Source organism: Micromonospora sp. CNZ309 (assembly GCF_002846525.1).
The window spans coordinates 4980901-5006383 of sequence record NZ_PJNG01000001.1; the positions used below are offsets into that span (position 1 = coordinate 4980901).

Here is a 25483-nt window from a genome sequence, read left to right on the forward strand (position 1 = left end):
TGCCTGCCCGGACCGCGCGCTGTGAACGGCCAGGCGGTGCCGCCGGGTGCATTGGCGCGGCGGCGTTCCCGCTTGTGGTTGCCGTGGCGGTGCTCATGCTGGCCTCACCGCCGTCGGGGCACCCGCCTGGCCCCGGAGCACGAGGACGACGAACAGGGCGCCGAAGAGAGCGAAGGGGGCGAGGGAGGGGGCGGCGAGCACGCCGAGGGTTTGGACCTGCCCGACCAGCAGGGCTGCGGCGAGGGTTGCGGGGATCGAGCCGGCGCCGCCGAGAACGACAACGATCAGCGACAGCACCAGAACGGTGGTGTCGACTCCGGGGGCGGGGCCCAGCAGGGGTGCGCCGAGGACCCCGGCGGTGACGGCGAGGGCCGTGCCGACAGCGAGGGCCGCGATGCGTACTCGGGCGGTGTTGATGCCGGTGGCCGCGGCCATGGCGGGGTCGGAGACGGTGGCGCGCAGCATCACCCCGGCGGTGGTGCGCCGCACGACCCAGTGCAGTGCGACCGCGACGGCGGCGGCGACAGCGATGAACACGAGTCGGTAGGTCGGGTAGCCGTGTCCGGCGATGTCGATGCGGCCCGCCAGGACCATGGGCGGGTCGGCGGGCAGCGGTGTCGCACCGAACACGGTGGTGAAGGCGTCCCCGGCCAGGAACGCGATGCCCAGGGTGGCAAGGCCTTGATCGAGGTGGCCGCGTTCGGTCAGGGGACGCAGCGCAGCAGCCAGGGCCGCGCCGCCGAGGGTACCGGTGGCCACGCCGACGGCCAGAGCGGTGAGCAGGCCGAGCAGGCTGCCGTCGGTGTACAGGTAGGCGAGGTAGGCGCCGAGGAGGTAGAGCGTGCCGTGGGCCATGTTGAGCACGTCCATGACGCCGAAGACCAGCGCCATGCCGGCGGCGACCACGAACAGCAGCAGCCCGAAGGCTGCCCCGTCCAACGCGGTCACCGCGAACGTCGCTACCTGTCCCACGGCACGCTCCCCTTCCTCCTCACGGGTCCTGGTCAGTCCTCGGCCCGGCGGCCGACGGTGGTGACCATCGGGTAGGACCACGCGAGGGTGTCCGGGTCGTCCATCCCGTCGCGCAGCGTCTCCAGCTGCGCCGAGCTCATGCCGCGCGCGAGCAGCGCCGCCTGCATCTGGCGGCTGTTGCTGGCATGCAGCAGACACCCCGGCTCTCCCCCGGACCACAGCCGGTTGTGGACCTCGGCCTCGACGTCAACGAGGCCGGCGTCGCGCATCGCCACCGGCACACGGTGCGCCCAACTGACCGACGCGCCGTTGTCGACGGCCAGGCCCACCAGGGCAGTCTGGAAAGCCAGGAACGCCTCGGCGAGGTCGGCCCGGCCACGCAGCAGCATCTCGTCGAGGCGGGTGCAGTCCCACTCGGAGATCACCAGCACCCCGCCGGGCTTGAGCGCTCCGACGGCGCGGCGCAGGACCTGCTCGCGTTGAGGCAGATGCATCAACAGCAAGCGAGCGTGTACCAGGTCGTACTCCCGCTCGCCGAGGTCGACGGTGGTGACGTCACCGGTACGCACGTCGATCAGCTCGTGGGTAGCGACGTGCCGGGGGTCGGCGTCGAGAGCCACGACACGTCCGGCAGGACTGACCTGTGCGGCGAGCCAGGTAGCGACGGTGCCGGCGCCGGTGCCCAGGTCGAGGCACCGCCAACCGCTCTCCACCCCGGTACGGGCGAGCACGTCGGTGGAGTGCGGGTCGAGGATCTCCGCGAGCAGGCGCACCTGCCGTGCGGCCTCGCTGGTGGCGTTGTCGAAGGTGTACCGGCCGTCCACGGCGGCGTCGGGTGCTGCGGTCATGAGATTGGGCTCCTAGCTGCCGAGAGTGGTGAGGTTCTGCACGACGACGTTGGCGCGGGCCCGGCCGTCGTTCTGGACCTTGCGCAGGTACCAGGGCTGGATCGGGCTGTGGTTGGCGCCGAAGCGCCACTGCCCGCGGGGGCTGTCGATCGCGCCGAGCTTCCCGATCGCCTCGTTGATCGACTCGCTGGTCGGCTTGTCACCCGCGGCGGTAATCGCGCCGTCGAGCACGAGCGCGGCGTCGTAGCCGGTGACGTTGTACAGGTTCGGCGCCGTCTGATGCTTCTGCTGATAGGCCGGGGCGAACGCACGGTTCGCGGCGTTGTCAAGGTTCGCGGCGTAGTTCAGCACCGTCTGCACCCCGTCGGCGGCGGCGCCTTGGGCCGCCAGGACGCTGCCCTCGGTCAGGAACCCCGTCCCGTACAGCGGGACCTTGCCCTTGAGCCCGGCCTGCTCGTACTGCTTGACGAAGTCGACGGCCATCGTGCCCGCGTAGAAGCAGTACACGGCCTTCGCGCCGCTGGAGGCGATCTTGTTCAGGTACGGCAGGAAGTTCGTCGTGCCCGGCCACGGCGTCCAGGCCGGCTTGCCGTCGTCGTTGGCGAGCTTCCCCCCGGCCTTGACGAAGGTGTCGACGAAGCCGCCGATCTGGTCGTAGCCGCCCTGGTAGTCCGGGCCGATGACATAGACCGGCCCGTCCACCGTGGTATGCACGTGCTCGGCAATGGCCTGCCCGGTCTCCCGCGATAGCCACGACGTGTGCCAGATGTAGGAGACGTCGGTCAGCGTGGACGGCCGGCCGCCGGTGCCCACGAACGGAACCTTCCGTTCGGTGACCAGGGTCTTGATGGATTCCACGGCGTCGGCGCTGCCGGTGCCGGCGATGACCGTCACCTTGTCCTTGTCCAGCAGCTTGCGGGCGGCGTTGAGCGCGGACTGCTTACCCTCGGCCTCGTCGGCGGTGACGACCTGCACCCGGTGGCCGCCGAGCTTGCCGTCGTGGGTGTCGAGGTAGAGCTGCCAGCCCTTGACGAGGTCATCACCGATGGCCTTGTACGGGCCGGACTGCGGCACCAGCAGACCGATCTTGATCGTGCCCCCGGCGGTCGAGTCGTCGATGCTGGAGCCGGAGCACCCAGCCGCAGCGGCGAGGATGGTCGCGGCGGCAGCGGTGGCGAGTAGGCGGGTGACGGGTCGTCGGCGGATCATGGGGCTCCTCATCGGGGTTGGGGATGGTGGTGGGCTTGGGTGCGCCGCAGGGTGATGGCGTGCTCGACCAGCGTGATGAGCGTCTGGCGGACCTGGGCGCGGTCGAGGGCGTCGCAGTGCAGCAGCGGCACCGTGTCGGGCACGTTGAGCGCCTGACGCAGCTCCGCCTCGGCGAAGCGGGGCGCCGCAGGGAAGGCGTTGATCGCCACCGCGAACGGCACCTGCTGGGCGTCGAAGTAGTCGATGGCCGCGAAGCAGTCATTCAGGCGGCGGGTATCGGCCAGGACAACCGCGCCGATCGCTCCCCGGCACACCTCGTCCCACATGAACCAGAACCGGTCCTGCCCCGGAGTGCCGAACAGATAGAGAATCAGCGTGTCGTCGATGGTGATCCGACCGAAGTCCATCGCGACAGTCGTCGTCGTCTTCTCCGGCACCGCGACGGTGTCGTCAACTCCCACGCTGGCAGCCGTCATGACCGCCTCCGTGCGCAACGGCGTGATCTCGGAGATCGCCCCAACGAACGTGGTCTTCCCGGAGCCGAAGCCACCCGCGACCACGATCTTCGCCGAAGCGACACGGCGCATCTCGCTCTCGGCAAAGCCGGCGCGCTGCCGGGACACGGGCCCGGATCGCTGTCGAGAGGCCGTCATACCCGCTGCACGGCTCGCTGCTCGGGCGTCAATGCCCCACCGACCCGGTTGATCAGCATGGCCATCTCGTAGACGACCTGCCCCATGTCCGCCTCTTTGTCCGCAAGCGCGGTGAGCACCGAGCCGTCACCGATCGACATGACAGCCAGCCGGCCACTACCCATGTCCACGACGGTCTGTTCCACCGTGCCGGCCTCCATGAGCGATGCCATGCCGCTGGTCAAGCTGGCAAGTCCGGCAGTGAACGCCGCGAGCTGGTCGGCACGGTCCTTGGCCAGGCCGGTGCTGCGGGCCAGCAACAGGCCGTCGGTGGACACCGCGACGGCGTGCGCGACGCCTGGCGTGGTGCAGAGCTGGTCGAGCAGGAAGTTCCAGTTCGAACGCGCGGGCCGAGTCATCGGGGGAACTCCTTCAAGGGGTGTTGGGTGCGGCGCCCGGCCGCACCGAGCGCGCTGTCGATCGCGGACATCTGCCGGCGCAGCGCCTCGGGATCACGTTGAGCCGGCACCGGTGCTTGCGCACCGGGCGCGACGGGCGGAATCACTCGTCGGCCTGGACGGCGCACCGGTAGCCCGTGCGAGGTGGTTTCGGTCGCTGGGTCAGTCGCTGCCGCCAACGCCGCCTCGGCGGCAGCTTTCCAGCGAGCCGGCATCGCGGGACCGCCCTGCGCCGCACCGTCGCCAGGCGCGGAGGTGAACCACGAGTGGCGCGGGTCGGATCGCACTGCGTCGAAAATCGCCAGCGGCGGTGGCGGCCCGACCGGCGTTGGCGCGGGTGCGGGCGTCGCGGGCAGCGCCCGCACGGCAGGAGGCCATGTCGCTGGCGGCTGCCTCTCTGCCGGCGGTGCAGGTCGGGCGGGAATTGCGGGTAGCTCACGGGTCCGCTCGTCCGCCAGCGCTCGCGGCGGCGCCGCCAGCCGTTCTGCCTTCGTCACCGTGAACTGATGCGAGGCGAGCGTGACGTCGACACGGGTGCCCTCGCCGAAGTCCGAGCGGATCTGGACTGTGATGCCAAGACGGGTGGCGATCCGCCCGACCACGGGCAGGCCCATCTGCTGGGTCGTGGCACGATCCATGTGGTGGGGGTGCGTCACCCGGTCGCGAGCGGCCTGTAGCTCCGCTTCCCGCATCCCGATGCCGTAATCGCGGACCTGTAGATGCAGCAAGTCCCCGACGCGGCTTCCCTCCACCAGGACGGGAGTGTCAGGAGCGGAGAACTTGGTGGCGTTGTCCAGCAACTCGGCCACCAGGTGCATCAGTTCCTCGGCAACGTCCCGGCCTACCAAGACGTCACCATCGATGTCTCCGGGTTCGACGCGTTTATAGTCGTCGATTTCGCTGCCGGCGGCGCGCAGCAGATCCGGCAGTGGCACCGGTTCGGGCGTCGGGCGCCCCGCACGCCCCCCTGCCAGCACCTGCAGATTGGCCGTCATCCGGCGGATCAACGTGGCGACGTGGTCAAGGTCGAACAGCTTCTCCAAGCGGTCCGGGTCTTCCTCGTTGCGCTCCAACGCGTCCAGGTTGACCATCATCCGGTCCGCACGTAACTGCAGCCGACGTGACAGCGACAGGAAGATGCCCGCCACGGTGGCACGCAGCGCCGCCTGCTCACCAGCAATCCGCACCGCAGCCAACGACACCCGGTTGAAGGCGTCAGCGACCTGCCCCACCTCATCGCGCCCGTCCACCGCGATTGGCTCGGCCGCCTGCGCCATCAGTCCTTCGATCGTGGCCTGGTCTGGATGATCGCCACCGAGTTGCGCGACCATCCGCGGCAGCCGATCCGCCGCGACCGAATGCGCCCCAGCGCGCAGGCGCTGCAACGAGCCCGTCATTGACCGGGTCATCCACCAGCCCACCGCCACCATCACGGCCAGGCACGCCACCACTGTCACCGACAGCAACACGATCGTGCGCCGCTGCTCATCACGGCGCTGGGTCACCGCCGCCAGTAGCTCCGCGTCCAACTCATCCTCGGCCGCGTGCAGAAGATCCATCCGAGCACCCACTGCCGCCGCCCATCCGGAGGCGCTGACACCGAGCCGCAGAGATGCTCCCTGCGTCGTACGAGCCACCACACCCTGCAACCGCTCAGCCTCAAGCACGGTGCGACCGCTCACCCGGGCATTGACCCGGGCCTGCCATCGCGCCGGCGCCAGGGCGCGAAAAGCCTGCATCGCCTCGGTGAAGCCGACATCCGCGCCAACGATTTCTTGCTGCCCCGCCGGCGTCAGGCGTCCCCCGCCAAGCGAGCGCACCACAGCAACCTGCATCAACCCCAGCGACTCGACCGCCTGCGACAACGAGGCAGCAGCCCGCAGATCGTTGCCCGTCTGCGCGTCAACACCCACCTGCGACAACCCCTGCCGGTAGGCCAACAGGTCAGCCACCACCGCCCGATACCTGAACACCACCAAACTGCTCGTCGCATCCGGCCCCACCTGCACCTGCTGCCGCAACGGCCCCAAGTTCGCCAACTGCTCCTCAACACGCCGCAGAGGCCCCTGCAAGATCTGGGGCACGCGCACGCTGCGCCGCGCCTCGTCGAACTGCGTGATCACACCATCCGTCAGGGCGATCTGCCGGCGGTAACTGTCGACGGCTACCCCGTTGCTGCCGCGGGCGAGGACTAGGGCAGCAGCCGTCCGTTCACGCTGCAACTGCGCGGCCAGCTGACCCGCCGTCCCACCCAGCGCAACAAACTGCCGCGACTGCTCGGCCTGCATCGCAGCCGACGCAGCACCCGCAGCCGAAATCCCAGTCAAGGCAACAGTCGCCATCAACGGCAGCGCCAACAGCAAAGCCAGCTTGGTACGGATCCGTCTGTCCTGCAGGCGCCACCGAGGCAGACCGAGGACTAATGGCGTCTGGGAGGCTGAACGCCTCACAACTCCTCCTTCAGCGTGGAGCGGCGTGCTGACACGTGTTCTGTCGGAACGCCCTCGCGGCACCCTGGCGACCGTCGGGTAGAGCTAGGCGTGGTCCGTCGACACGGCAGTTCGCTGGGATGCGTTGGCCAGATGAGGTTCTTGAGCCTCCTGGCAACGGGCACGGCAACCTTTCCTCGATGAGTTGGTTTCGCTGGCTGACGAATAGCAGTGCAGCGGCGGCGCTGACGCCGGCATAGAGCGACCTAAGGCGAGATTCATCAATGTCGGCCAGTCCTGGAAGCCAGTTACGACATTCCGCCGACAATCTAGGCGGCGGGGACGTCCACCGCGTCCGGCAGCGGGGATTGTCGGCAGATTGTCGAAGGTGGCCGATATCCCTTATCGACACAGGCAGCGGCGGCTTCTGATGTTTTGGTCACCGCCGCGTCGGTCTTGTAGCGGTGAGGGGCTGCGGTCGCCGCGTGGCGTCACGGTCTCCCTTGTGTCCACTGCCCCTTGGGAGGGATGCACTATGACCAGTTCGTCTATGCCGGAGGTCGGGAAGGTTGGCCGTCTGGCCGCCGTGATTCTCGGCAAGATGCGGGTGCACCCGGCCTACGACCGGTTGCACAGCTCGTCGATGAGGTACTCCACGTGTTGGGCGACGTTCACCGGCTACCCGGCAATCAGTCGCTGGTCACTGGAGCGGGACGCCGGTCCGTTGCTGGGCGAGGCGTTGCGCGTGCTCGCGCTGAAGGCAGCGGTGTTCGAGCTGACCGGTGGCGACGAGGAGGCGGCCGAGCTGTTGGTGCCGGCGCCGGTGGACGAGATGATCCACGCGGTGCTCGCGCAGTTCACGCTGATGACGCGTATGCAGACCGACTTGGGCGTTGTCTTCCCTCACGCCACGGAGTTGGAGGAGTTCACTTACACCCGCGGCTGCGTCACCGACGCCTACTACGCCGCCGCCGGCTGGGGAGAGCAGCCGCTGCGGTACTGGCTGGATTCTGTCGAGGTGAGCCGGCGGCTCAACCTGCTCAACAAGCACTACCAGGCGGCCGGCCTTGGCCCGGACGGGCGCAGCCACGACTTTGACTTCGACCGGCCTGAACCGGTTGGTGTCGGGGTCAGCGGTTAGTCAACTCCACCGACAGCACCCGTCGTAGGGCCGCCACCGCCTGCTTCGCGCCGAACCGTTCGGCGGCCAGCCGTTCGGCACGGGTTACCGCGGTGAAGATCCCTTCGGCGGGTGCGTCCCGCAGCACGGCGACGAGCCAGCCTTCCAGGTCCACCACGTCGGCAGGTAGCTCCAGTGCCGCCGGTGTCGGCGCTGGCCGGGACGTCTGATCAGGGATTGGCTCCCCCTGTGAGGCGTACCGGCCGGCGGGAAGTCCCACCCGGAAGGGGTGGACGCAGACGGCGACGCCCTCGGCGCTGGCCCGCCAGCCGAGGTTGGGGCGGTAGGCGAACTCGGGTCCTGGCCGGTCGACCACGTCGAACTGGCCCGGCCCGAGTTGCTGTGCCGGACACACGACGCAGGTCTGTTCACACCACTGCGGAAGGGGCCCTGACATGGCGCCGATCGTACGACAATCAGGAGGTATCAGGCTATGACGGTTTTATCGCCTCCACGGTCTGTCGTTATCGACCGCGCCTTGCAGGACGCCCGTCGGTGGTGCGCGGGGCACACCATTGATGACAGGCCGGCCTTGGTTCACGCGGTTCGGGTCGCGGTGATCATCGGTCACCACGCGCCCGCCCCACCGTGGGAAGTGATCGTCGCGGCGCTGCTGCACGATGCTCCGGACCTCGCCCCGGCGGAGCCGGATATCTACCAGGTCCTCGCTACTGGTTACGGTGCCGAGGTCCCACGGATCATCGCTGCTCTCCAGGCCGAGCATCGGGCTCTCGACGAACCTGACCCGCCCATCCGCATTGATGACCAGTCGGTGGTGCTCGCCTCCACCGCTGACAAGATCGTCGCTTTGACGTCCCTGCTGCGGCGGGCTCGCGCTACCGGCGACGCCCTGGGCTTCTTCGCCCAGCGTCCGGTGTTGTGCGGGCTGCTTCCGTACTTCCGAGCCTTTCAGCGTTGCGCGCATCCTCGGGTGCCAGCCAGCATGTCGGCGCACCTCGACGCCATTCTCGCCCAATTCGAACGGACCGCCAGATTCCCGGGCGCGGGTGCGCGGTGACCAGCGCCGGCCTCGACGAGGGCCTCGTCGCGCAGCTTCGGGGCGACCTGCTCGCCGCAGCGCGGCGCGCTCCGATCCGACGACAGCTCATCCAGGAGTGGGAGCTGTCGTCTGTCGAGCGCTGGTCCTTTGCCGACGGCGGCAGCCTGGTCTGCAAAATCGCCGCCGCACCATTTACCGGCGAGGCAACCGTGCTGCGTGCGCTCAACGAGCGAGAATCCGCCGTTCCCGTGCTGCACGGCTACACGATGCGCCCCGATGGCCTGGGCATGCTGATGGACGACCTCGGCCAAGCCAGCCGCACCGCAACGTCAGCGGAAGCTGCCGCGGCAGCCCGCTGGGTCCACGCCGTTGACGGCATCGCCGGGCTGGCGATCTTCGACCAGGCCGGTCTGACGCACCTGCCCAGGCAAGCACTCGATGCGCTGGACGCGCTTCGTCGGCAGGGCCGCTACACCGATACCAGGCACCAGATCGGGTCGGTACTGCGGCGACTTGCCACCATCGCACCGCGCTTGGCCGAGGGCACTGAGCGGCCACCGTTTGGGCTGTGCCACGGCGAGTTCCATCGCACCTCACTGCATGTCAACCGCACCGGATGTCACCTCGTCGATTGGGCCAAGGCATTCATCGGGCCGGGGTTGCTCGACCTGGCCACCTGGTTCGGCACTCGCACGCCTCCCGAGCCTCGACCGCTCACTCGTCTTATCCGCGCCTACGTCGCCGCAGGCGGGCACCCCGACGCCGAAGCCGACCGCGGTGGGCTACCCGCGGCCCGCTGGGCGTTGGGTTGGCACCGGGTGTGGGCGGCCTGGTGGTTGCTCACCACCACTGCCGCCGGGCACCACCGCCCCGACACCGACCGTCGCCACGCGCACGTCGTGCTCCGACAGCTGCGTGGGGCCGCCCACCTGCTCGACACGTCGTCACCGGACCCGGGCACCGCCTGCCCACCACTGAAAGCGGAGAGATCATCATGAAGCGTCTCATCGTCGACACCCACGCGTCGTCCTGCTACTTCCGCACCTCGGTAGGCGGGGACGGCCGCAAGGCGTTGGTGCAGATCACCGAGCGGTGCAACCTGCACTGCGCCCACTGCTTCGTCTCTTCCACCGCCGAGGGAGCCGATCTGCCACTGGTGGACTTCACCTCCCGCGTCCTACCCCGGCTGCTCGACGCCCGCGTCGAGCGCATCACGCTCACCGGCGGTGAGCCTTTCGTCCATCCCGACTTCCTCGGCCTCTGCCGAGCAGTGACCGACCAGGGCCTGCCCGTGGGCATATGCACGAACGCGACGCAGAGTAGCGACGAGGACATCGCGGCCCTGGCCGCGATGGGGAACGTCCACATCAACGTGTCCTTCGACGGATTCCGCCCTGAAAGCCACGGCAAGTTCCGTGGCGATCGGTCGTCGTTCGCCACCACACTCGCCACCACCCGGAAGTTCGCCGATGCCGGCCTACTCAAAGGTCTCCTGTCGACCCCGAACGCACTGACCACGCCTGAGGAGTTCGCTGACCTGTGCGCCTTCGGCGTTGAGGTTGGCGCCGAGTACGTGTTGATGAACCCCCTGTCGTCCTTCGGGCGAGGGGTGAAAAGCCGCAGCCGGCTCGCCGCCCCGGCAGCAGCGATGAACGCAATCCGCGCCGTGACCGACCGTTTCGCCGACCAGCTCGACCTCGTCCGGATCCGATTTCCCAACGACGAGCTGCCTCTGGGAGGCTGCGACGCCGGCAAGCTGATCTACGTCTTCGTCGACGGGCAAGTCGCGATCTGCCCGTACCTCGTCTTCGCCGCCCGCACGCCACTGTCCCAACACCACGACACCGAGTTCCTAGCCGGCAACATCCTCGACAAAGACGTCACCGCCAACCTGGATAGCCACGTCTTCCACACCCGCTACGAGCCTGGCGCCAACCCGACCTGCGGCTCTTGCGCACTCACTGGGCAGTGCGGCAAGGGCTGCCCCGCCGCGGTCGTGGCGGCCGGCGGGCGCATCGGCGAGGTCGACACCGAGCAGTGCCCGGTCACCGGGTCCGACGGCCGACGTCTGCTGCCCCTCGCCGTCGCGAAGAAGTGATCAACCTGTTCATCGCCATCGAAGGCCCCAACGGAGTCGGCAAGAGCACCATCTCCCGCCTCCTCGCCGACCGCCTCGCCGACCTCGGTCCCGCTGGCGTGCACCTGACCGCAGAACCCACCCGCACACCGCTAGGGCAGCTCCTACGCCGCCAGGAAGACTTCCTTCACGGCAAAGCCCTCGCCCTCGCCCTCGCCGCCGACCGCGCCGCACATATCGAAAACGAGATCATCCCTCGCCTCGATGACGGCTTCCACGTCGTCACCGACCGGTACGTCGCCTCCTCGCTGGTCCTGCAACGCGTCGACGGCCTCGACCTCGCCGAAATCTGGTCTTACAACCGCTACGTTCTTCCCGCCACCGTCATCTACCTCGAAGACGACCCCGACATCATCCGGGCCCGACTCGCCGCGCGAGCGCACCTGACCCGCCTCGAACGCGCCGGCTCACCTGAGAAGGAACTTGCCCTCTATCGAGACGCGGCCCGACACCTGCACCGCCAGGAATGGCGCCAACACACCATTGCCTGCGCAGGACTAACCCCCGATCAAATCGTGAGCACTATCCTCAACCTCATACCCGCCGACACGCTCTTAACCAGCGAGGCCTAACCCAGTGCTGTCCGCTCTGACGATCAACATGCAGGCCGCCGCCCCAGCCCGCGCGCAACGCCTGCTCACCTGGCTCCTGGCCCGCGACGACGACGTCATCATCCTGACCGAGACCAGCAACGGTCCCGGCACCCGTCAGCTCCTCACCGAGCTGAGCGCCGCCGGCCTGACCATCACTCACCATCCATCGCCCGACGGCGACCGTGGATGCGCCATCGCCACCCGCGTCCCCAGCCACCCGGCACCGCACCTGACCGCCGGAATCAGCCTGCCCGGCAGAGCCCCTGCCACCGTTCTCGGCACCGACCCCGCCGTCACCGTGCTCGGCCTCTACGTGCCCTCCAGTGACCGCGCGCCCGCCAAAGTCGCCAAAAAGCGCGCGTTCCTCACCACGGTCCAGAACACCCTGGCCCGGCTCGCTCCTACCGATCGGAACCATCTCCTGCTCGGCGGCGACTACAACGTCATCAGCCGCGACCACCAACCCCGCTACCCCGGCTTCCTCTCCTTCGAGTACGACTTCCTCGACGCCCTCGACGCCCTCGGGCTCACCGACACCCACCAGCATCTTCACCCAGGCGCCCAGGCACACACCTGGATCAGCCGTAATGGCAACGGATACCGCTTCGACTACCTCCACGCCGGCCCCGGGCTACTGCCCCACGTGACCGCCGCCGCCTACCTGCACGAACCACGTCTGGACGGGCTCACCGACCACGCCGCGCACGCCATCACCATCGACGTCCTCGTGCCCGACAGACGCCGGACCGTACTCGCGGCGCAAACCCTCTTCTGAACGCCCCTCGCCGTTCGAGCGGGCCCGAAGCAGGGAGTCATAGGTGTGCGTCACACGCTCGACCGCTACGCCCAGCGCCACAACCTGGGAATGCAGTCTCTCCTGCGTCTCGGTGCCTGCGTCGTTCTCCCCCGCCATCGTCTCCACCTCAAGGAAGACGCCCAGTCCGCCAACGACGTCCACGCAGACCGTCACCTCACCCCAGGTGCCGGTTCTCCGGGTCTTGGTAATGCGGACGGTCGGCACGAAACCCATGATCAGCAGAGCGTCGTGCATCTGCGCTCGATCGGCCACGACGGTCTCGTGCTCCACGCAGGCGAGTTCGTTGTCCAGCGGGCGCTTGACGGTGAATAGGTGCCGACCGGACTGCGTACGCAGCCGCGCGAAGGTCACGTTGCGCTTCGACATCCCGTACCGCCAACTGGCGGGAGCGTACGCCTGATCGTCCTGGCGCACCGGCTCCGACAACCGAATGCCCTGGCCAGCCAGAGCCGAGAGTAGCGCCGATTCGTCGCTTACCAGATATTTGACCTCAACCTCTTGCACCGCTGGAGCCTATACACCTCGCAACGAGCTGCCTTACCGCCACGCTTTCGAGATTTCAGCCCGAGATATATGAGCTGACGTCGTTGCTTCCAGCCCCCCATTCCCGGCCGATGGCCCCTGCCACGCCCTCGGTGCGGCCCTTTTCCGCTCCTCCCGCAGGTGGCGCCCTGGCGATCAAAGTCACCCTGTTAGGGGCACCGTCGCCACAGTGGTCCATCGATAGGTGCGGCCCTCTCGCCGTAGCGCGATCAGCGGCACCTCACGGATCTTTACCCGCGCTGCGGGCCGGTCGCGGAGTTGGGCCAGCGTGTCCCGTATCGGTTCGGTGGGTGCTGGTGAGCCGCTGTAGGCGAGGGTGACGTGCGGCCGGAACCCCTGGGCGGGCTCGGGAACGGTAGGCCAGACCGCGCCGATGGCGTCTCGGATCGTGGCGCGGAGGTGTTCCACGCGGTCCCAGGGGCGGACAAGGAGGCCGATTCCCTCGGCGTCGGGGTCGACCGGGCCGAGGGAAAACTCCAGCGGCGGAATGCCGGTGCAGCGTTTCCGGGCTTCGGCGACGATCGCGCTGACGTCTGCGTCGGTGACCTCGTCGGTGAAGCCGAGGCCCTGCATGGTCAGGTGAAGTCCGTCGAGCGGCACCAAGTCCAGCCCGGGCAGCGCCAGCTTGTGTTGGAGGCCGGTGACGAGGTGGTGGAGTTCGGGTTGCTGCTCGAAGGTGAGGTGCCAGGTGTAGAACTGGCGATCAGCTCGCCAGCCGGGGCGCCAGTACCAGTGGTTGGTGAGTTCGGGCAGGTCCTGGTAGGTGGTCCAACGCTCGTGCAGGCTTGCCAGTTCCCGGCTGCTCATGACAGTGATGGTAGAGCGGGCGCTGTCGTGGCACCGATCTGCGAACGGTCGGCGAGCACGTCGGCGACCTGCCGTAAATGTGGATGGCGGGCGAAGGGCTGGGCTGCGCCGAGGAACTGGCGGGCGCGTTGGTGGACCGACTCGAAGCGCTGGTCGGCGGTGAGGGTGAGCGCTTCCATCGCGAGGGCGGCTGCCTGGTCGGGGTCGGGATTGTCGGTGTGCAGGTGCGCGGTGGCAAGGTCGAGGCGGCTCAGTGCTCGCGGGCCGGCCAGGCCTGCGGTGTCGAACGCGGTGATGGCGGTGGTGAGGTAGTCGGTGACGCCGGCGGTGCGGCCGAGGGCCAGGTAGGCGGTAGCCGCGTTGGCTGCGGTTCTGGCCTGGCAGTACGGGCCGAGGGTGAGGCTCTCGCTGACCGCCGAGCCGGTGGGGTGGTCGGACAGCATCGTGAATGCGCGGTCGACGGCCCGGTCGACGCCGTACCGGTCGCCGAGACGGGCCAGGGCGCGCGCCTGGCCGTTGATCGTGAGCCGGATTCGGTGCCCGCTGGTGCCGGCACGGCGCAGGCCGTCCTGGGCGTAGGCCAGCGCGTCGTGATACTCACCGGCGTAGAAGGCGATCAGGCTTTGTGTGGCCCGCGCCCAGGCTTGCACGTCGGGCTGTTCGGCGGCGTCGGCGAGGTCGAACGCTTCGGCAGCGTACGCGTGCGCCACGCCGAACGCGCCGAGGTCCAGGGCGAGCGCGCCGAGGAGTCCGGACAGGCGGGCGGCGGCGGTGTAGAGCCGGGCGCGTTGCGGTGGATGCTGCCGGCCTGCCATGAGTTGGTCGACGTAGGCACGTAGGGGTCGCATACGTGCCATGAGGTTTGCGGGGGTGAGGCGTTCGTTGTCGGCGATCGCTTGCCGGATCTCGTTCTCGAGGTATTCGAGGCGGGCGTCGTCGGTAGAGGATGTCAGCGCCAGCCGGCGGCCGTTGATGCTGTCCTCGCCTTCCCACAGAACGGCACTGTCGTCGGGTTCAGGGTCGTCGGGGCCGGCGTGAGTGGGCGTCACCGGCCGGGACGTGGCGTTGGCGTTCTGGAGCGCCGATGAGCGGCGTTGCTGACGGTCGCGCTCGGTGATGCGGTCGTACTCCTCGACGAGCGCGCCCCCGGTCTGCAGGACGGTGTCGCAGCGGGCCCAGAACGCTCGGTCAGGGTGCTGGTGGCCGGTTTCCGTGTTCGCCACGGAGCTGCGCCCGTACTGCACGAGTCGGGCGAAGCCATGCTGGGTGTGACCGGCGGCCTTGCGTAGCTGGGCGAGCCGACAGCCGAGCGCGCGGCGGGCGGTCTTGATCTCGTCGCTGTCATCCATCGCTGCTACCCCCCCGGTCGCCTACGGACGATGCGGTCACGATGCGTGCAGACCATAGCTGCCGCTTGTGACACTTCCCGGACCGGCCGCGCGTTGCCGAGGGTTTGGGCCAGGCACCGGCATGACCGGTAGCCGCCGGGGCATCACACAGCCTCGTCAGGTGCTCATTATCAGGATCGGCGCTGCCTGTGGTCGGGCCGTGTTGTCAAAGTTTTGTCGGAGTTGGTGTCGGTGTCTGCCGACATTGTCGGCGCACGGCGCTGCGGGCGTGTCGGGCGAGGGACGTCCTACCGTCCCTGCATGCCCTCCGAAGACCGTGACTTCACCGCCGGCCTGCCTCGTAAGCGGATGGCCACCGGGTTGCTGATCACCGACCCCGACGAGCGCGTGCTGTTGGTCGAACCGGCCTACAAGGTGGAGTGGGAAATCCCCGGCGGGTGCGTCGAGGCTGACGAGTCGCCTTACCAGGCCGTGATCCGGGAGTGCCGTGAGGAACTCGGTCTGGAGCTGACGCCGGGTCGGCTGCTCGTCATGGACTGGGTGTCGGCACAGCGCGGCTGGGTCGAGGGCGTCATGGTCATTTATGACGGCGGCACCCTCGATGCCACCATGGCGAGGCGGATCGTGGTGCCGCCCGGCGAGCTGAAGGGCTGGGCGTGGTCGGATCCGCCACAGTTCGCGCGGCGGCTGCAGCCGTTGCTGGCCCGGCGGATCACACAGGCGCTGCAGGCCCGAGCTGACAGTTGCAGCTACTACCTCGAAGACGGCGTCCGGGTTACCTAAGCGCAGAGCACCCGGAGCCTTCTCCCTCGGAAGAAGCCTCGACGGCACAAGCCGCCGCCACTGGCGGGATACCTGCGTAACCCCGCCGTTCACGAATACCGCCGTGCCCAGCCCTGCTCGCCTTTGGGAGGTATCTCCATGCCCAAAACCGACCATCCCGACCGCACGTCCACCGTGTCTGAGCCGACACAGCAGGCTTCGGTGTTGCCGGAGTTACGTGAGATGTGGTGGGAGACGGGAGTGCGGGCGCGGGCGCAGGCCGGGCTGTTCGCCGTCTTCTCCGAACTGCCCCGCCTGGTCTGGGCCGCCCTCGCCGTGAGCTGGCGCGCCGACCGCGTATGCACCTTGATCGTGGCGGCCACGACGGTGGGCGCGGGGGTGATGTCAGCGTTCGGGCTCCTCGCCGCGCAGCGGGTGTTGGTGGAGCTGTTCGCCGGCGGGCCTACCGCTGACAAGGTGATCGCCGCGCTGCCCGCCCTGGCCGCTCTCGCGGCGGTGACCGCGCTGCGCGCCGGCATGGCCACCGCCATGGGGTACGCGCAGAACGGCCTCACCCCGAAGGTCGACCGCGAGGTCCAGCGTGGCCTGTTCGAGGTGACCACCGCGGTGCGGTTGGAGGCGTTCGACGCTGATGCTTTCGCCGACGACATGGAACGCGCCTCCCGCGGCGCGGACTCCACCACCGCTCTGGTGCAGGCGTCGATGAATCTGCTCGCCGGCCTGGCCGGTGTTCTCGCCGTCGCCGTCGCTGTCGTGCTGGTCCATCCGCTGCTGTTGCTCGCCCTGCTCGTGGCGACCGTGCCGAACGGGTGGGCGTCGCTGCGCGCCGGGCACCTGCGCTACCAGAGCTACGCGGCCGGGTCGGTACGGCGTCGCCGGTTGTGGCTGCTGCACCGGCTGATGGCCGAACGCGACTCCGCCCCCGAACTACGCTCCTACGGCCTACGCGGTTTCCTGCTCGACCAGTACGACCGGGTCATGAACGTCGAGACCGGCATCCAACTCGCCCTGGCCCGCAAGGTCACCACGACCACCACCGTCGGCGCGATGATCGGCGGGATCGCCACCGCCGTGGTCTACGTCCTGCTCGGCCTGCTGCTCGTCGACGGTCAGATTCCGCTCGCCGCCGCCGCGACCTGCGTGATCGCCGTGCAGTCCGCGCAACGCTCCCTGTCCGTGGTGACCTTCCAGGTCGACCGGGTCTACACCGAGGGGCAGCACTTCCGCGACTACACCGGCTTCATGACCCGGGCCGCCGACTACCTGCCGCCGCCCACCGACCGGGCCGCCGACGCGCACGCACCGGAGCGGCTGCGGGAGATCACCGTCGACGCGGTGAGCCTGCGCTACCCCGACCGCGACACCCCGGCCGTCGACCAGGTCACCCTCACCATCTCCGCCGGGCAGACCGTGGCGTTCGTCGGGGAGAACGGCTCCGGCAAGTCCACCCTCGCCACCATGATCGCCACCCTCCGTGCCCCCACCAGCGGCGCCATCCGCTACAACGGGCGGTCCGGCGACGATTGGGGCACCGACGCGCTGCGGGCTCGGATCGGCGTCGTGACGCAGGAGTACCACAAGTGGCCGTTCACGGCGGCCACCAACATCGCCATCGGAGACATCAGCACCACGGCGGCGCAGGACCGGATCGAGGCCGCCGCCGCCCGCGCGGTCGCCCACGACATGATCACCGAACTGCCCCACGGGTACGAGACGCTGCTCGACCGCACCTTCGCCGGCGGGCAGGACCTCTCCGGTGGACAGTGGCAACGCATCACCGCCGCCCGCGGGTTCCTACGCGACGCCGACGTGCTCATCATGGACGAGCCGTCCTCCGCCCTCGACCCTCGCGCCGAGGATGCCCTGTTCCAGGCCATCCGCGACCGGCAGGGGCGCGGCATCACCATCCTGATCACCCACCGGCTCGCCAACGTCCGGCACGCCGACCGCATCTACGTCCTGCACCACGGCCGCCTCGTCGAAGCCGGCACCCACGACCAGCTCATGACCGCCGGTGGCCGGTACGCCGAGCTGTTCACCCTCCAAGCCGCCGGTTACGACAGCCCCACCGCGCACGCTCCGACGCTGCCCCGCCAACCCGCCTCCGCCTGAGGGACCACCAGATGGACGAACCACACGCCGCCGAGCCCGCGCCAACGCTGGTGATCATCCGCGGTAATTCCGGCAGCGGAAAGACCACGGCCGCCCGCGAGGTCCGACGCCGCTACGGACGCGGGGCCGCGCTGCTGGAGCAGGACTACCTGCGCAGAACCCTGCTCCGCGAACACGACAGCGCCCATATCAACCCGGTAGCCCCGGCGTTCATCATCGCGACCGCCCGCACCGCCCTCGAGCTGGGCTACCACGTCATCCTGGAAGGCATCCTGCACACCGAACGCTACGCCGCCGCGCTGCACCAGCTCATCGACAACCACCCCGGTCCGGCCGCCGTGTTCTACCTGGACGTCTCCATCGACGAGACCATCCGCCGCCACCTCAACCGCGACGAACCCATCCCCGTCACCCCCGACGAGATGCGCCGCTGGTACACGCACCGAGACCTACTCAACGTCCCCGGCGAAACCACCATCCCCGAACCCCAGACCCTCGAGCAGACGGTTACCACGATCCTGCAAGCCAGCGGCCTCATCAGCGCCGCACCACAAACGCCCTGCCCACGACGCTGCCGCCACTGCGCCTGCAAAGCCGACACCCCACCCGCCGCTGCGACGACCAGCTGACCAAGCGCACGCGCACAGGTCACCCCGAACCCCTCACACGAAAGAGCCGCCCGACGTCGCGTAGAGGCGGATTCCACCAGAGAGGATCACGACCACTATGAGCGAAACGACCGTGCCTCGACGTGCGGCCGGCGTCACCAGTCAGTTCGTGATCGCCGGTGTCCCCGGACACCTGATGACAGCCGCAGAAGCCAACGGCGCCCTCACCCACGTCGACCTGAGAGTGGGCAAGCACGGTTCCACCCTGGCCGGACTAACGCCCTGTCCACGGCGATCACTACCGGTCTGCGTGGCGGGACACCTGCGGTCGCATTCGTCGACGAGCTGCGCCACACCCGCTACGTCCCCGCCGGCGCCACCAATGATCCGGACCTCCCATGCGCCACATCGTTCAGCGACTACCTCGCCCAACACCTGCATCTCCACCACCCTCGGCCGATAGCACGCCCGTGACCGCGTCGCGCACCGACTGCGTGACGGTCGAAGGCATCAGGCGCAGGGCGGCCTGCGGATCGACTGACACCCCCGCCTGGCCGTGGCGGGCCACTGCCAGGCGGGGCAAGCCTCGACCAGCAACGGCGGGTAGACGACCTACGCAGCCACGACCGCACGGTAGGGTAACGATCTACATCGAAGACCGCCTCTGGCTAGCGCTCGGTCATCTCGCTCAGCCAGCCGAGGCGCGATGGCCCCGGGAGGCGACGGTGGCAGGCCCGAACGAGGTGGGCGAAGCGTGGCGCGCGCTTGGCCAGCAATTGGCCGCGTACCGCAAGGCGGCCGGCCACACCCAGCACTCACTGGCGCCCAGGATCCTTACCGGCCGCAGCACAATCGCGAACACCGAAGTCGGGCGCCAGCACCCAGACCGGGCCTTCTGGAACCGCTGTGACGAGGTCCTCGACACCGACGGTGCCCTCACCGCCGGGTACGACCGGGTCGTGGCCATTGAGCAGAAGTACCGCCGGGCCAGGGGAACAGCAGCATTCACCACCGCTCTGACCGCGGCCGGTACCACCCCGGTGACCGACACGAACGGCCAGCCCGCAGGGGAGGCGGATATCGTGATGACTGTGGCAGACGGGCGAGGACGGCACGTTCAGGTCAGCCGCCGGGCTCTCCTGCAGGCGGTTCCCGGCAGTGTGGTGGCGTCCCTGTCGAGTGCGGAACCGCTGCCCGCAGCGACACGGGCGGCGCAGGTTGATCCAGCTGTCGTGGAGCACTTCGCGGCACTGCGGTCGGTGCTCGTGGAATCCGACAACCGGGTCGGCGCCGCGACCATCCTTCCCACGGCCCGACAGCAGCTCGGTCACATCGCCGACTACCGCCGAGCCGCACGAGGCAGCCTGCGCGACGCGCTGTTGAGTACCGAGGCCCGGTGGGCGGAATTCGCCGGCTGGCTCAGCGACGATCTGGGCGACCGGGACGCCGGCGAATGGTGGCTCGCCCAAGCGTTGACCATGGCCCAAGAAGCCGGCGACATGGAGTTCACTGCCTACGTTTTCGCTCGCATGGCGCAGCGGGCCAGCGACGCCGCTGACCAGGACCGCGTACTCGGGCTCGCCCGTGCCGCCGAGCGCGCTGGCAGCATCCGGGAGCAGGTGCGCGCGTTCGCGGCGGTGCAGCGCGCCCACGGGCACACGGTCGAAGGTGACACTGGCTCGTTCCGGGCCGCCATCGACGAGGCCCACCCCCTCGCTGCCGCCACCGGAACAGACGGCGGTGGGCTCGGTGCGTTCTGCACCACGGCATACATCAGCGCGCAGGAGGGCGAGGGCTGGCTTCGGCTGGGCCGCCCCGGCGCCGCCGTCCGGTGTTTCGGAGAGGCTCTCGACGCGTGGCCGGAAACGTACCGACGTGAACGGGGCCGCTATCTGGCGCGCACCGCCGTCGCCCACGCCGCCGCCGATGAACCCGGGCCGGCCGCTGCCGCCGCCCTCGCCGCGCTCAACCTGGCCAACCTCACCCGCTCGGCACGGATTCAACGCGAGGTCGCAATCGCAGGCCGCCAACTCGCGGCGTTTCCTACCGAGCCTGCGGTGCAGCAGTTGCACGCCGCCCTGGCCGCTTCCACAGCGACCTCGTGACCGACAGCAGCGGCGCCGGTGGCAGGGTCGATGCCGCCTTCGTCGGCCGGGCCAACATCGACCTGACCATCCATGTACCCCACCGCGCCCGACCCGGCCGCACCGCCATCGGCTCGCCTCTGACCGCCAACGCCGGAGGCAAAAGCCTCAACCAGGCCATCGCCGCCGCCCACCGCGGAGGGCGCGTAACCCTGATCGCCAACGTCGGCGCAGACACCTGGGGCCACCAGATCACCGCAACACTGACCGACGCCAAGGTCGACACCCGCCACGTCCGGCTCGTCCCCGACGCCACCACCGGCGCGGCCATCATCGAGGTCACACCCGACGGCGAAAGCTACATCACCCTCGCACTCTCACCCGCCACCGAACTCACCACCGACGATATCCACCGCGCCACCGCCGGCCTCGCTGCGGAAGCCGTGATTGTGCAGCTTGACCTACCACCCGAACCCGTGACCACACTGCTGAGCCGCCGCCGCGCGCCGATCGTCGTTGGCAATCTCGTCCCTAACCCCGACCTCGACCCCCGGCTGTTGGCGGAACTCGACGTCCTCGTGGTCAACCAGCACGAAGCCGCCGCCATCCTGCGCACCACCGCTGGCAACCCGCTCGACTCCGCCGCCGCGCTGCAACGCCTCGGCCCCGGTACCGTCGTCGTCACCGCAGGCTCCAATGGCGCCGCCTTCACCCATCCCCACGGATCCGGCACCGTGCCGGCACCTGGCGTCCCGGTCGTCGACACCACCGGAGCCGGCGACGCCTTCCTCGGCTCTCTTGCCTTCGACCTCGCCCGCCACACCCCGCTACCCGAGGCCATCACCGCCGCCGTCCACGCCGGCTCCCACACCGTCGGGCACAGCGGCGCTCACACCCCGCCACATCAGGTCCCCTGACGGAGACCTCCGTTCAAGGGCAGCTGCTCCAGCCGCTGACTCAGCACCGGCAACCGAGTATCGAGACACGGTCAGTCTGCGGAGACATCTCGGCTATATAGCTGTGGCCGCGCTGGGCGTTTCTCGTGATGATTCCCTCGTGGAGCAACAACTGTGGTTCGGCCCAGAGTTTGTCGAAGAACATCGGCGTCGCTTCGGCACTCGGCCGCGTTCTGGACGACAACTTACCTACGACATCGCTGTTGATGAAGAGTATGCGCCGCGGCGCGCCTGGCTCAGCGAGCAGCTTGATCTACTCGCCGCGAAGCAGGCCGCAGAATTCGGGCGAAAGTTGTGGCTCGACGAAAGTCACTGGCCGTGTGTCTTCGAGCTCGCGGCCGGTGCGGCGCTTCGAGGGGCCAGCTTCACCGCCGTATACGAAGGTGAACATGGCAGGCTCACCCCGGACTGGACCGTGCTTGGCGCGGACGGGAAGCCGGCCATGTTCGTAGAGGTTCACACCGACCAGCCGGCGAGGCAGACCTTGGGGCAGATCCGGGGGTGGCACTACCTCGACCAGTTGATCAGGAAGATCCCGGTGGGTGTTGTCCTTGGCATGGCCGCTCGCGGCAACGTGCCACCCAGACCGCCCGAGGCTGGCACCGCCAAGCGGATCGCACGGGACCTGCGCGGGCGGCTACTCGCTTCACCGGTCCCGCCAGCAGTGATCGATACGCATGGCTACCGGTTTACCGTGGTGCGCGATCGGTTCGGTCCGCTCCGCTCAGCCAGCGGACTCTGCGCGCAGTTCGCCTCTCCGAGTGGTATCGCGGGCCCTGTTGACGCGCGCAGGCTCGCCGCGGCCGTCGACGCCAAGGTCAGAAAGTACGCCGACGTCATCGACACGCACGACGTACCGTTCGTCGTGGCGGTCGGCGCGCACCCTTTCACCGGGCTCGAGCTGACCAACGTCGATAACCTGCTCGCTGGCGAGCAGGTTATGACGTTCCAGTTCAACCCAGGCGATTGGCACGTTGGCTCGTGTCAGGTTGACCTAGCGCATCCGTTCCGATGGACGATGCCCGCCCGATTGTCGGGGCTGCTGTGGATGTCGAACAAGTTCCCCTTCAGTATCGGTGGGGTCCGCCTCAACGCTGAAGCGAGGCGGGCTATACCACAAGCACTCATGGATCTACGAGTCAGTGAGCCGCTGGGCGAGCCGCAGGGTTGCTGGTGATCCAGCACCTCGTCGCTGACCAGCGTCAGCACACGACCAGAGGCGGGGCCGGCACGAGCAGTGATGTTGTCGTACCGCTCTGCCACGCTCGGTGTATACGCAATTCCGCGATCATCAGTGAGAGGTACGCGGTGGGCGAGATCCGCAAGGGCACCAGCGGCGGCCCGGCTGTCGACGACAAGATCACACGGCGGCGATGACATGGCCTTCGCGGCGATCCATCCCGAGGCTGGCCGCATCGACGCCACCTTGCCCGACCTCGGCTGCGGCCTGACCTGGCCGGCGGTGCACAAGACTCGGCCTCGCGTGGCGTTGCGGTGTCCGGAATGCGGGCATGGTGTGCATGCCAAGGTGTCCGCCCGCAACCTCAGGTACTTCGCCCATGACCCTGGACGCCCCGCCGACTGCGCCTGGCTGAACGAGTCGCTGGAGCATCACCTCCTTAAGCTGGAACTGGCCACCGCGGTACGTGCCGCTGATTGGCACGCCGAGCTAGAGGTTCGTTCCCCGGATGGCACCTGGCGCGCCGACGTGCTCGCCTCCTCGCACGACGGCACCCGACGCATCGCCTGGGAGGCCCAACTGTCGCCCATCACCATCGACGACATCCAGGAGCGCACCGAGCGATACCGCTCCGCCGGTGTCGGCGTGTGCTGGGTCAGTCCGGCCGCGCAGGCCCCGTGGATGGGACACGTGCCGTCAATCCGGGTCCGCGAACCCACCCAGGGCCGGCCCTGGACCGTCGTGGAGGGTCCGGCCGCATTCGACATCGATTACGGCGCCTGGGTCGCCGTCGACACGCTGGAGCTGACCGCCTTCGTCCGCTGGGCGTCGCGAGGGCAGCCCGTCGTGCACGAGGTCCGCCCCCGATACCGGCGGGTCTGGTTCGGCTCCGACCACATCTACCGCCGGCGGCGCCTGGTCTGGACCACCAGCCCGCATATCGATACCGAGACCCGGCACGAGGCGATGCGGCAACGCCAGGACGCACGCAAGCGCCAACGGGAAGAGCAGCAACGCCAGGCCGAGCAGCAAGCCGCAGCCGAAGCCGAAGCCCGACGCCAAGACGAGCAACGGCAACGCGAGATCAGGGCAGCGGAGGAGGCCGCCCGGCGAGACGAGCAACTTCGGAAATGGGCGGCCGACGCCGAACAGGCACGCCAGCGACGCGAAGCCGAGGAGAAGCTGCGGCAGGCACAACAACGCGCCGCCGAGCAGCAGCGGCTGTGCCAAGAGCAGGACGAGCGACTGGCCGCGGACCGGTGGTGGGGGGAGTTGTCTGCCGCGCAGATCCACGAACTCCGCGAGGCCGTCGCGGAGCCGCTGTGGAAGACACACGCCGCCCGTCCCGAGTTCGACGCCCAAGGCCCCGCCCCGGACCGCGCCTACGGCATCGCCATTTACATTCGCGAGCGGCTACACGGGGTGCTCCGGCCCAGCCCCGCTTCGCTGCACCGGCTGCCCCCTGCCGTCTGGGTCTACGTCCGCAACGCTCGGGAAGCCCAACAACTCGCCGGCACAGGCACCATCGACACCGCCCGTATCGTGTACTTCAACCTCCCCGACCACGAGCAGATGTCGCTGATCTAGATCAAGTTCCATTCCGAGTGCGCCGCGTCGGGTCCCGGCGTCCGCGACCTGGCCGCTCACTATCCCGGTCCTCGCTAGCGGCCCGGAAACGCCGTGATGACGGCCGCCTAGGGTGATGGCGCTACGGCAGGATAGGGGCGTGGGGCACCGTCGCCACCGAGCTGGCCGTCTCAGAAACGAGGTAGGGGAGACACCGAGTGGCGCTCCGAATCACGCTGGGACTTCCAACCGACACGCCAAAGGTCCACGCACCGTTCACTGCTGAGCAGGTCGCGCTACTTCGTCGCTGGCAGGCTGCTCCGATCGCCGCACACATGAGGTGCCCCCGTCACGGCGACGTGCGGCGCAAGAGTTCGGATCTCGTTCCAGACGTCAGCGGTTGGCGCTGCGCCTTCTGGACGCCGGACTATCCCGACGTGGCCTGTTCGTACACCGTCGACTGGGCCTACGTCGGGATGCTAGACGAGCACAACGTTCGGAGCCTTGAGGAGATGTCGGTCGACGTGGTCGAGGTGTCGTTCGACGACGACTCGGACGAACCCTTGAACGTCTTCTCAAACTATGACCTCCTCCTGTCATTCCACGACGCGGTCGACCTTGACTGGGAAGAAGTCGCTGAACGCAGCGCGCTTGATGAACGGCGAGGTCTCGTTATAACGCAGAGCACTGTCTTGGAGGATCTTCTCGGCGACGTGATCCTGCAGCTGGAAAGACCGAACGATCCCGAGACGCGTCGAAGCGAGCTAGACCAGTGGATGATCGGCAAACGACTAAATCGTGTGGAGTCGCTTCTGGCTAGCGGCGCATCCCCAGACGCAGACCGCAGCTTCCCACGCGAGGAGCTATGGGCCGCAATCAGGCGCCGCAACGAATTAGCGCACGGGAACATCACCCGAGTCATCAGCGAGGCTTACCCGCGACCCGACGGAGCAGGCAAGACCCAGCGAGTGGAGTGGCACCTTGTGGACCGCCGGACCCGCGGATCCCAACTGATCACCATGGCCGGACTACGCGAGGACGTGTATGCCGCGATCGCGGCATACACCAGTCTTCTCCGCTGGGCAGCAGCCAACCCTGGCGACTAGCTGACTTTCGGCCGCGACAGGGGCCAGGTGTTCACCGATCGGGGAATGCCCTCCAACGGTCGGCGGGAAACCGCATCATGGTCGGCGGCCGGCCGGGACACGCACGCGCCGCAG

The 25483-nt window shown here is 68.6% G+C and carries 23 protein-coding genes and 1 pseudogene; 14 read left to right on the forward strand and 10 right to left on the reverse strand.

The window, feature by feature from the left end:
• Window positions 1–93: 93 nt before the first annotated feature.
• The 6 genes from CLT72_RS20970 to CLT72_RS20995 all read right to left on the reverse strand — a co-directional run bounded on the left by CLT72_RS20970 (window position 94) and on the right by CLT72_RS20995 (window position 6482).
• On the reverse strand, window positions 94–972 hold the full coding sequence (locus tag CLT72_RS20970; protein WP_101413238.1) for a branched-chain amino acid ABC transporter permease: 879 nt from the start codon (window positions 970–972) through the stop codon (window positions 94–96).
• A gap of 32 nt (window positions 973–1004) precedes the next feature.
• Window positions 1005–1820, reverse strand: coding sequence for a class I SAM-dependent methyltransferase (locus CLT72_RS20975; RefSeq protein WP_101413239.1), 816 nt, complete (start codon window positions 1818–1820; stop codon window positions 1005–1007).
• A 12-nt stretch (window positions 1821–1832) separates the two neighbouring features.
• Window positions 1833–3029, reverse strand: a complete 1197-nt coding sequence (locus CLT72_RS20980; protein WP_101413240.1) for an ABC transporter substrate-binding protein — start codon at window positions 3027–3029, stop codon at window positions 1833–1835.
• Between the two features lie 8 nt (window positions 3030–3037).
• A complete protein-coding gene (locus CLT72_RS20985) occupies window positions 3038–3616 on the reverse strand; it encodes a GTP-binding protein (RefSeq protein ID WP_199184783.1) in 579 nt (192 codons plus the stop codon).
• 62 nt (window positions 3617–3678) lie between these two features.
• A complete protein-coding gene (locus CLT72_RS20990; protein ID WP_101413242.1) occupies window positions 3679–4080 on the reverse strand; it encodes a roadblock/LC7 domain-containing protein in 402 nt (133 codons plus the stop codon).
• Window positions 4077–6482 carry a sensor histidine kinase gene (locus CLT72_RS20995; protein ID WP_144082291.1) on the reverse strand — a complete coding sequence of 802 codons (2406 nt, stop codon included), beginning with the start codon at window positions 6480–6482 and terminating at the stop codon, window positions 4077–4079. Before CLT72_RS20995 ends, CLT72_RS20990 begins: the two co-directional genes overlap by 4 nt.
• A 616-nt stretch (window positions 6483–7098) precedes the next feature.
• Here CLT72_RS20995 and CLT72_RS21000 point away from each other — a divergent pair.
• Complete coding sequence (locus CLT72_RS21000) at window positions 7099–7689, forward strand: hypothetical protein (RefSeq protein WP_486484288.1); 591 nt, start codon at window positions 7099–7101, stop codon at window positions 7687–7689.
• Here the strand turns inward: CLT72_RS21000 and CLT72_RS21005 are convergent.
• Window positions 7679–8125: a hypothetical protein gene (locus tag CLT72_RS21005; RefSeq protein WP_101413245.1), complete on the reverse strand. Its 447-nt coding sequence runs from the start codon at window positions 8123–8125 to the stop codon at window positions 7679–7681. The two genes, CLT72_RS21000 and CLT72_RS21005, sit on opposite strands and share 11 nt — an antisense overlap.
• 81 nt (window positions 8126–8206) lie before the next feature.
• On the opposite strand from CLT72_RS21005, the gene CLT72_RS21010 reads away from it, so the two are divergent.
• The 5 genes and pseudogenes from CLT72_RS21010 to CLT72_RS32970 all read left to right on the forward strand — a co-directional run.
• Window positions 8207–8746, forward strand: coding sequence for an HD domain-containing protein (locus CLT72_RS21010; RefSeq protein WP_350822700.1), 540 nt, complete (start codon window positions 8207–8209; stop codon window positions 8744–8746).
• On the forward strand, window positions 8743–9726 hold the full coding sequence (locus CLT72_RS21015) for an aminoglycoside phosphotransferase family protein (protein ID WP_101413247.1): 984 nt from the start codon (window positions 8743–8745) through the stop codon (window positions 9724–9726). The genes CLT72_RS21010 and CLT72_RS21015 overlap by 4 nt, the downstream gene beginning before the upstream one ends.
• Entirely contained in the window at window positions 9723–10826 is a 1104-nt protein-coding gene (locus CLT72_RS32965) for a radical SAM protein (protein ID WP_101413248.1), read from the forward strand. The genes CLT72_RS21015 and CLT72_RS32965 overlap by 4 nt, the downstream gene beginning before the upstream one ends.
• Window positions 10823–11437: a dTMP kinase gene (gene tmk, locus CLT72_RS21025; RefSeq protein ID WP_158242052.1), complete on the forward strand. Its 615-nt coding sequence runs from the start codon at window positions 10823–10825 to the stop codon at window positions 11435–11437. The genes CLT72_RS32965 and tmk overlap by 4 nt, the downstream gene beginning before the upstream one ends.
• A 28-nt stretch (window positions 11438–11465) precedes the next feature.
• Window positions 11466–12062, forward strand: a pseudogene (locus CLT72_RS32970) (endonuclease/exonuclease/phosphatase family protein); the annotation flags it as partial.
• A gap of 27 nt (window positions 12063–12089) precedes the next feature.
• Here the strand turns inward: CLT72_RS32970 and CLT72_RS21035 are convergent.
• From CLT72_RS21035 to CLT72_RS21045, 3 genes are all read right to left on the reverse strand, one after another.
• Window positions 12090–12779, reverse strand: a complete 690-nt coding sequence (locus CLT72_RS21035; RefSeq protein WP_101413251.1) for a class IV adenylate cyclase — start codon at window positions 12777–12779, stop codon at window positions 12090–12092.
• Window positions 12780–12959: 180 nt separating this feature from the next.
• Window positions 12960–13625 carry a 2'-5' RNA ligase family protein gene (locus tag CLT72_RS21040; protein ID WP_101413252.1) on the reverse strand — a complete coding sequence of 222 codons (666 nt, stop codon included), beginning with the start codon at window positions 13623–13625 and terminating at the stop codon, window positions 12960–12962.
• Window positions 13622–14974 carry a helix-turn-helix domain-containing protein gene (locus CLT72_RS21045; RefSeq protein ID WP_101413253.1) on the reverse strand — a complete coding sequence of 451 codons (1353 nt, stop codon included), beginning with the start codon at window positions 14972–14974 and terminating at the stop codon, window positions 13622–13624. Before CLT72_RS21045 ends, CLT72_RS21040 begins: the two co-directional genes overlap by 4 nt.
• A 300-nt stretch (window positions 14975–15274) precedes the next feature.
• Between CLT72_RS21045 and CLT72_RS21050 the strand changes: the two genes are divergently transcribed.
• The 8 genes from CLT72_RS21050 to CLT72_RS21095 all read left to right on the forward strand — a co-directional run bounded on the left by CLT72_RS21050 (window position 15275) and on the right by CLT72_RS21095 (window position 25369).
• Window positions 15275–15757 (forward strand): NUDIX domain-containing protein, encoded by a 483-nt coding sequence (locus CLT72_RS21050; RefSeq protein WP_350822696.1) that lies wholly within the window; start codon window positions 15275–15277, stop codon window positions 15755–15757.
• Between the two features lie 138 nt (window positions 15758–15895).
• Complete coding sequence (locus CLT72_RS21055) at window positions 15896–17869, forward strand: ABC transporter ATP-binding protein (RefSeq protein WP_101413254.1); 1974 nt, start codon at window positions 15896–15898, stop codon at window positions 17867–17869.
• An 11-nt stretch (window positions 17870–17880) separates the two neighbouring features.
• Window positions 17881–18498, forward strand: coding sequence for an AAA family ATPase (locus CLT72_RS21060; RefSeq protein ID WP_101413255.1), 618 nt, complete (start codon window positions 17881–17883; stop codon window positions 18496–18498).
• Between the two features lie 704 nt (window positions 18499–19202).
• On the forward strand, window positions 19203–20582 hold the full coding sequence (locus CLT72_RS21065) for a helix-turn-helix domain-containing protein (RefSeq protein WP_101413256.1): 1380 nt from the start codon (window positions 19203–19205) through the stop codon (window positions 20580–20582).
• On the forward strand, window positions 20579–21478 hold the full coding sequence (locus tag CLT72_RS21070) for a ribokinase (RefSeq protein WP_101413257.1): 900 nt from the start codon (window positions 20579–20581) through the stop codon (window positions 21476–21478). Before CLT72_RS21065 ends, CLT72_RS21070 begins: the two co-directional genes overlap by 4 nt.
• A gap of 139 nt (window positions 21479–21617) precedes the next feature.
• On the forward strand, window positions 21618–22694 hold the full coding sequence (locus CLT72_RS21075) for a hypothetical protein (protein ID WP_144082292.1): 1077 nt from the start codon (window positions 21618–21620) through the stop codon (window positions 22692–22694).
• A 201-nt stretch (window positions 22695–22895) separates the two neighbouring features.
• On the forward strand, window positions 22896–24284 hold the full coding sequence (locus CLT72_RS31995; protein ID WP_158242053.1) for a competence protein CoiA family protein: 1389 nt from the start codon (window positions 22896–22898) through the stop codon (window positions 24282–24284).
• A 197-nt stretch (window positions 24285–24481) separates the two neighbouring features.
• Window positions 24482–25369, forward strand: a complete 888-nt coding sequence (locus CLT72_RS21095) for a hypothetical protein (RefSeq protein WP_144082293.1) — start codon at window positions 24482–24484, stop codon at window positions 25367–25369.
• Window positions 25370–25483 lie beyond the last annotated feature (114 nt).

Excerpts from the sequence above, each read along its gene's own strand:
- CLT72_RS20975 (WP_101413239.1), bottom strand. The coding sequence starts at position 1,820 with ATGACCGCAGCACCCGACGCCGCCGTGGACGGCCGGTACACCTTCGAC.
- CLT72_RS20980 (WP_101413240.1), bottom strand. The coding sequence starts at position 3,029 with ATGATCCGCCGACGACCCGTCACCCGCCTACTCGCCACCGCTGCCGCC.
- CLT72_RS20985 (WP_199184783.1), bottom strand. The coding sequence starts at position 3,616 with ATGCGCCGTGTCGCTTCGGCGAAGATCGTGGTCGCGGGTGGCTTCGGC.
- CLT72_RS20990 (WP_101413242.1), bottom strand. The coding sequence starts at position 4,080 with ATGACTCGGCCCGCGCGTTCGAACTGGAACTTCCTGCTCGACCAGCTC.
- CLT72_RS21000 (WP_486484288.1), top strand. The coding sequence starts at position 7,099 with ATGCCGGAGGTCGGGAAGGTTGGCCGTCTGGCCGCCGTGATTCTCGGC.
- CLT72_RS21005 (WP_101413245.1), bottom strand. The coding sequence starts at position 8,125 with ATGTCAGGGCCCCTTCCGCAGTGGTGTGAACAGACCTGCGTCGTGTGT.
- CLT72_RS32965 (WP_101413248.1), top strand. The coding sequence starts at position 9,723 with ATGAAGCGTCTCATCGTCGACACCCACGCGTCGTCCTGCTACTTCCGC.
- CLT72_RS21040 (WP_101413252.1), bottom strand. The coding sequence starts at position 13,625 with ATGAGCAGCCGGGAACTGGCAAGCCTGCACGAGCGTTGGACCACCTAC.
- CLT72_RS21045 (WP_101413253.1), bottom strand. The coding sequence starts at position 14,974 with ATGGATGACAGCGACGAGATCAAGACCGCCCGCCGCGCGCTCGGCTGT.
- CLT72_RS21050 (WP_350822696.1), top strand. The coding sequence starts at position 15,275 with ATGCCCTCCGAAGACCGTGACTTCACCGCCGGCCTGCCTCGTAAGCGG.
- CLT72_RS21055 (WP_101413254.1), top strand. The coding sequence starts at position 15,896 with ATGCCCAAAACCGACCATCCCGACCGCACGTCCACCGTGTCTGAGCCG.
- CLT72_RS21060 (WP_101413255.1), top strand. The coding sequence starts at position 17,881 with ATGGACGAACCACACGCCGCCGAGCCCGCGCCAACGCTGGTGATCATC.
- CLT72_RS31995 (WP_158242053.1), top strand. The coding sequence starts at position 22,896 with ATGGCCTTCGCGGCGATCCATCCCGAGGCTGGCCGCATCGACGCCACC.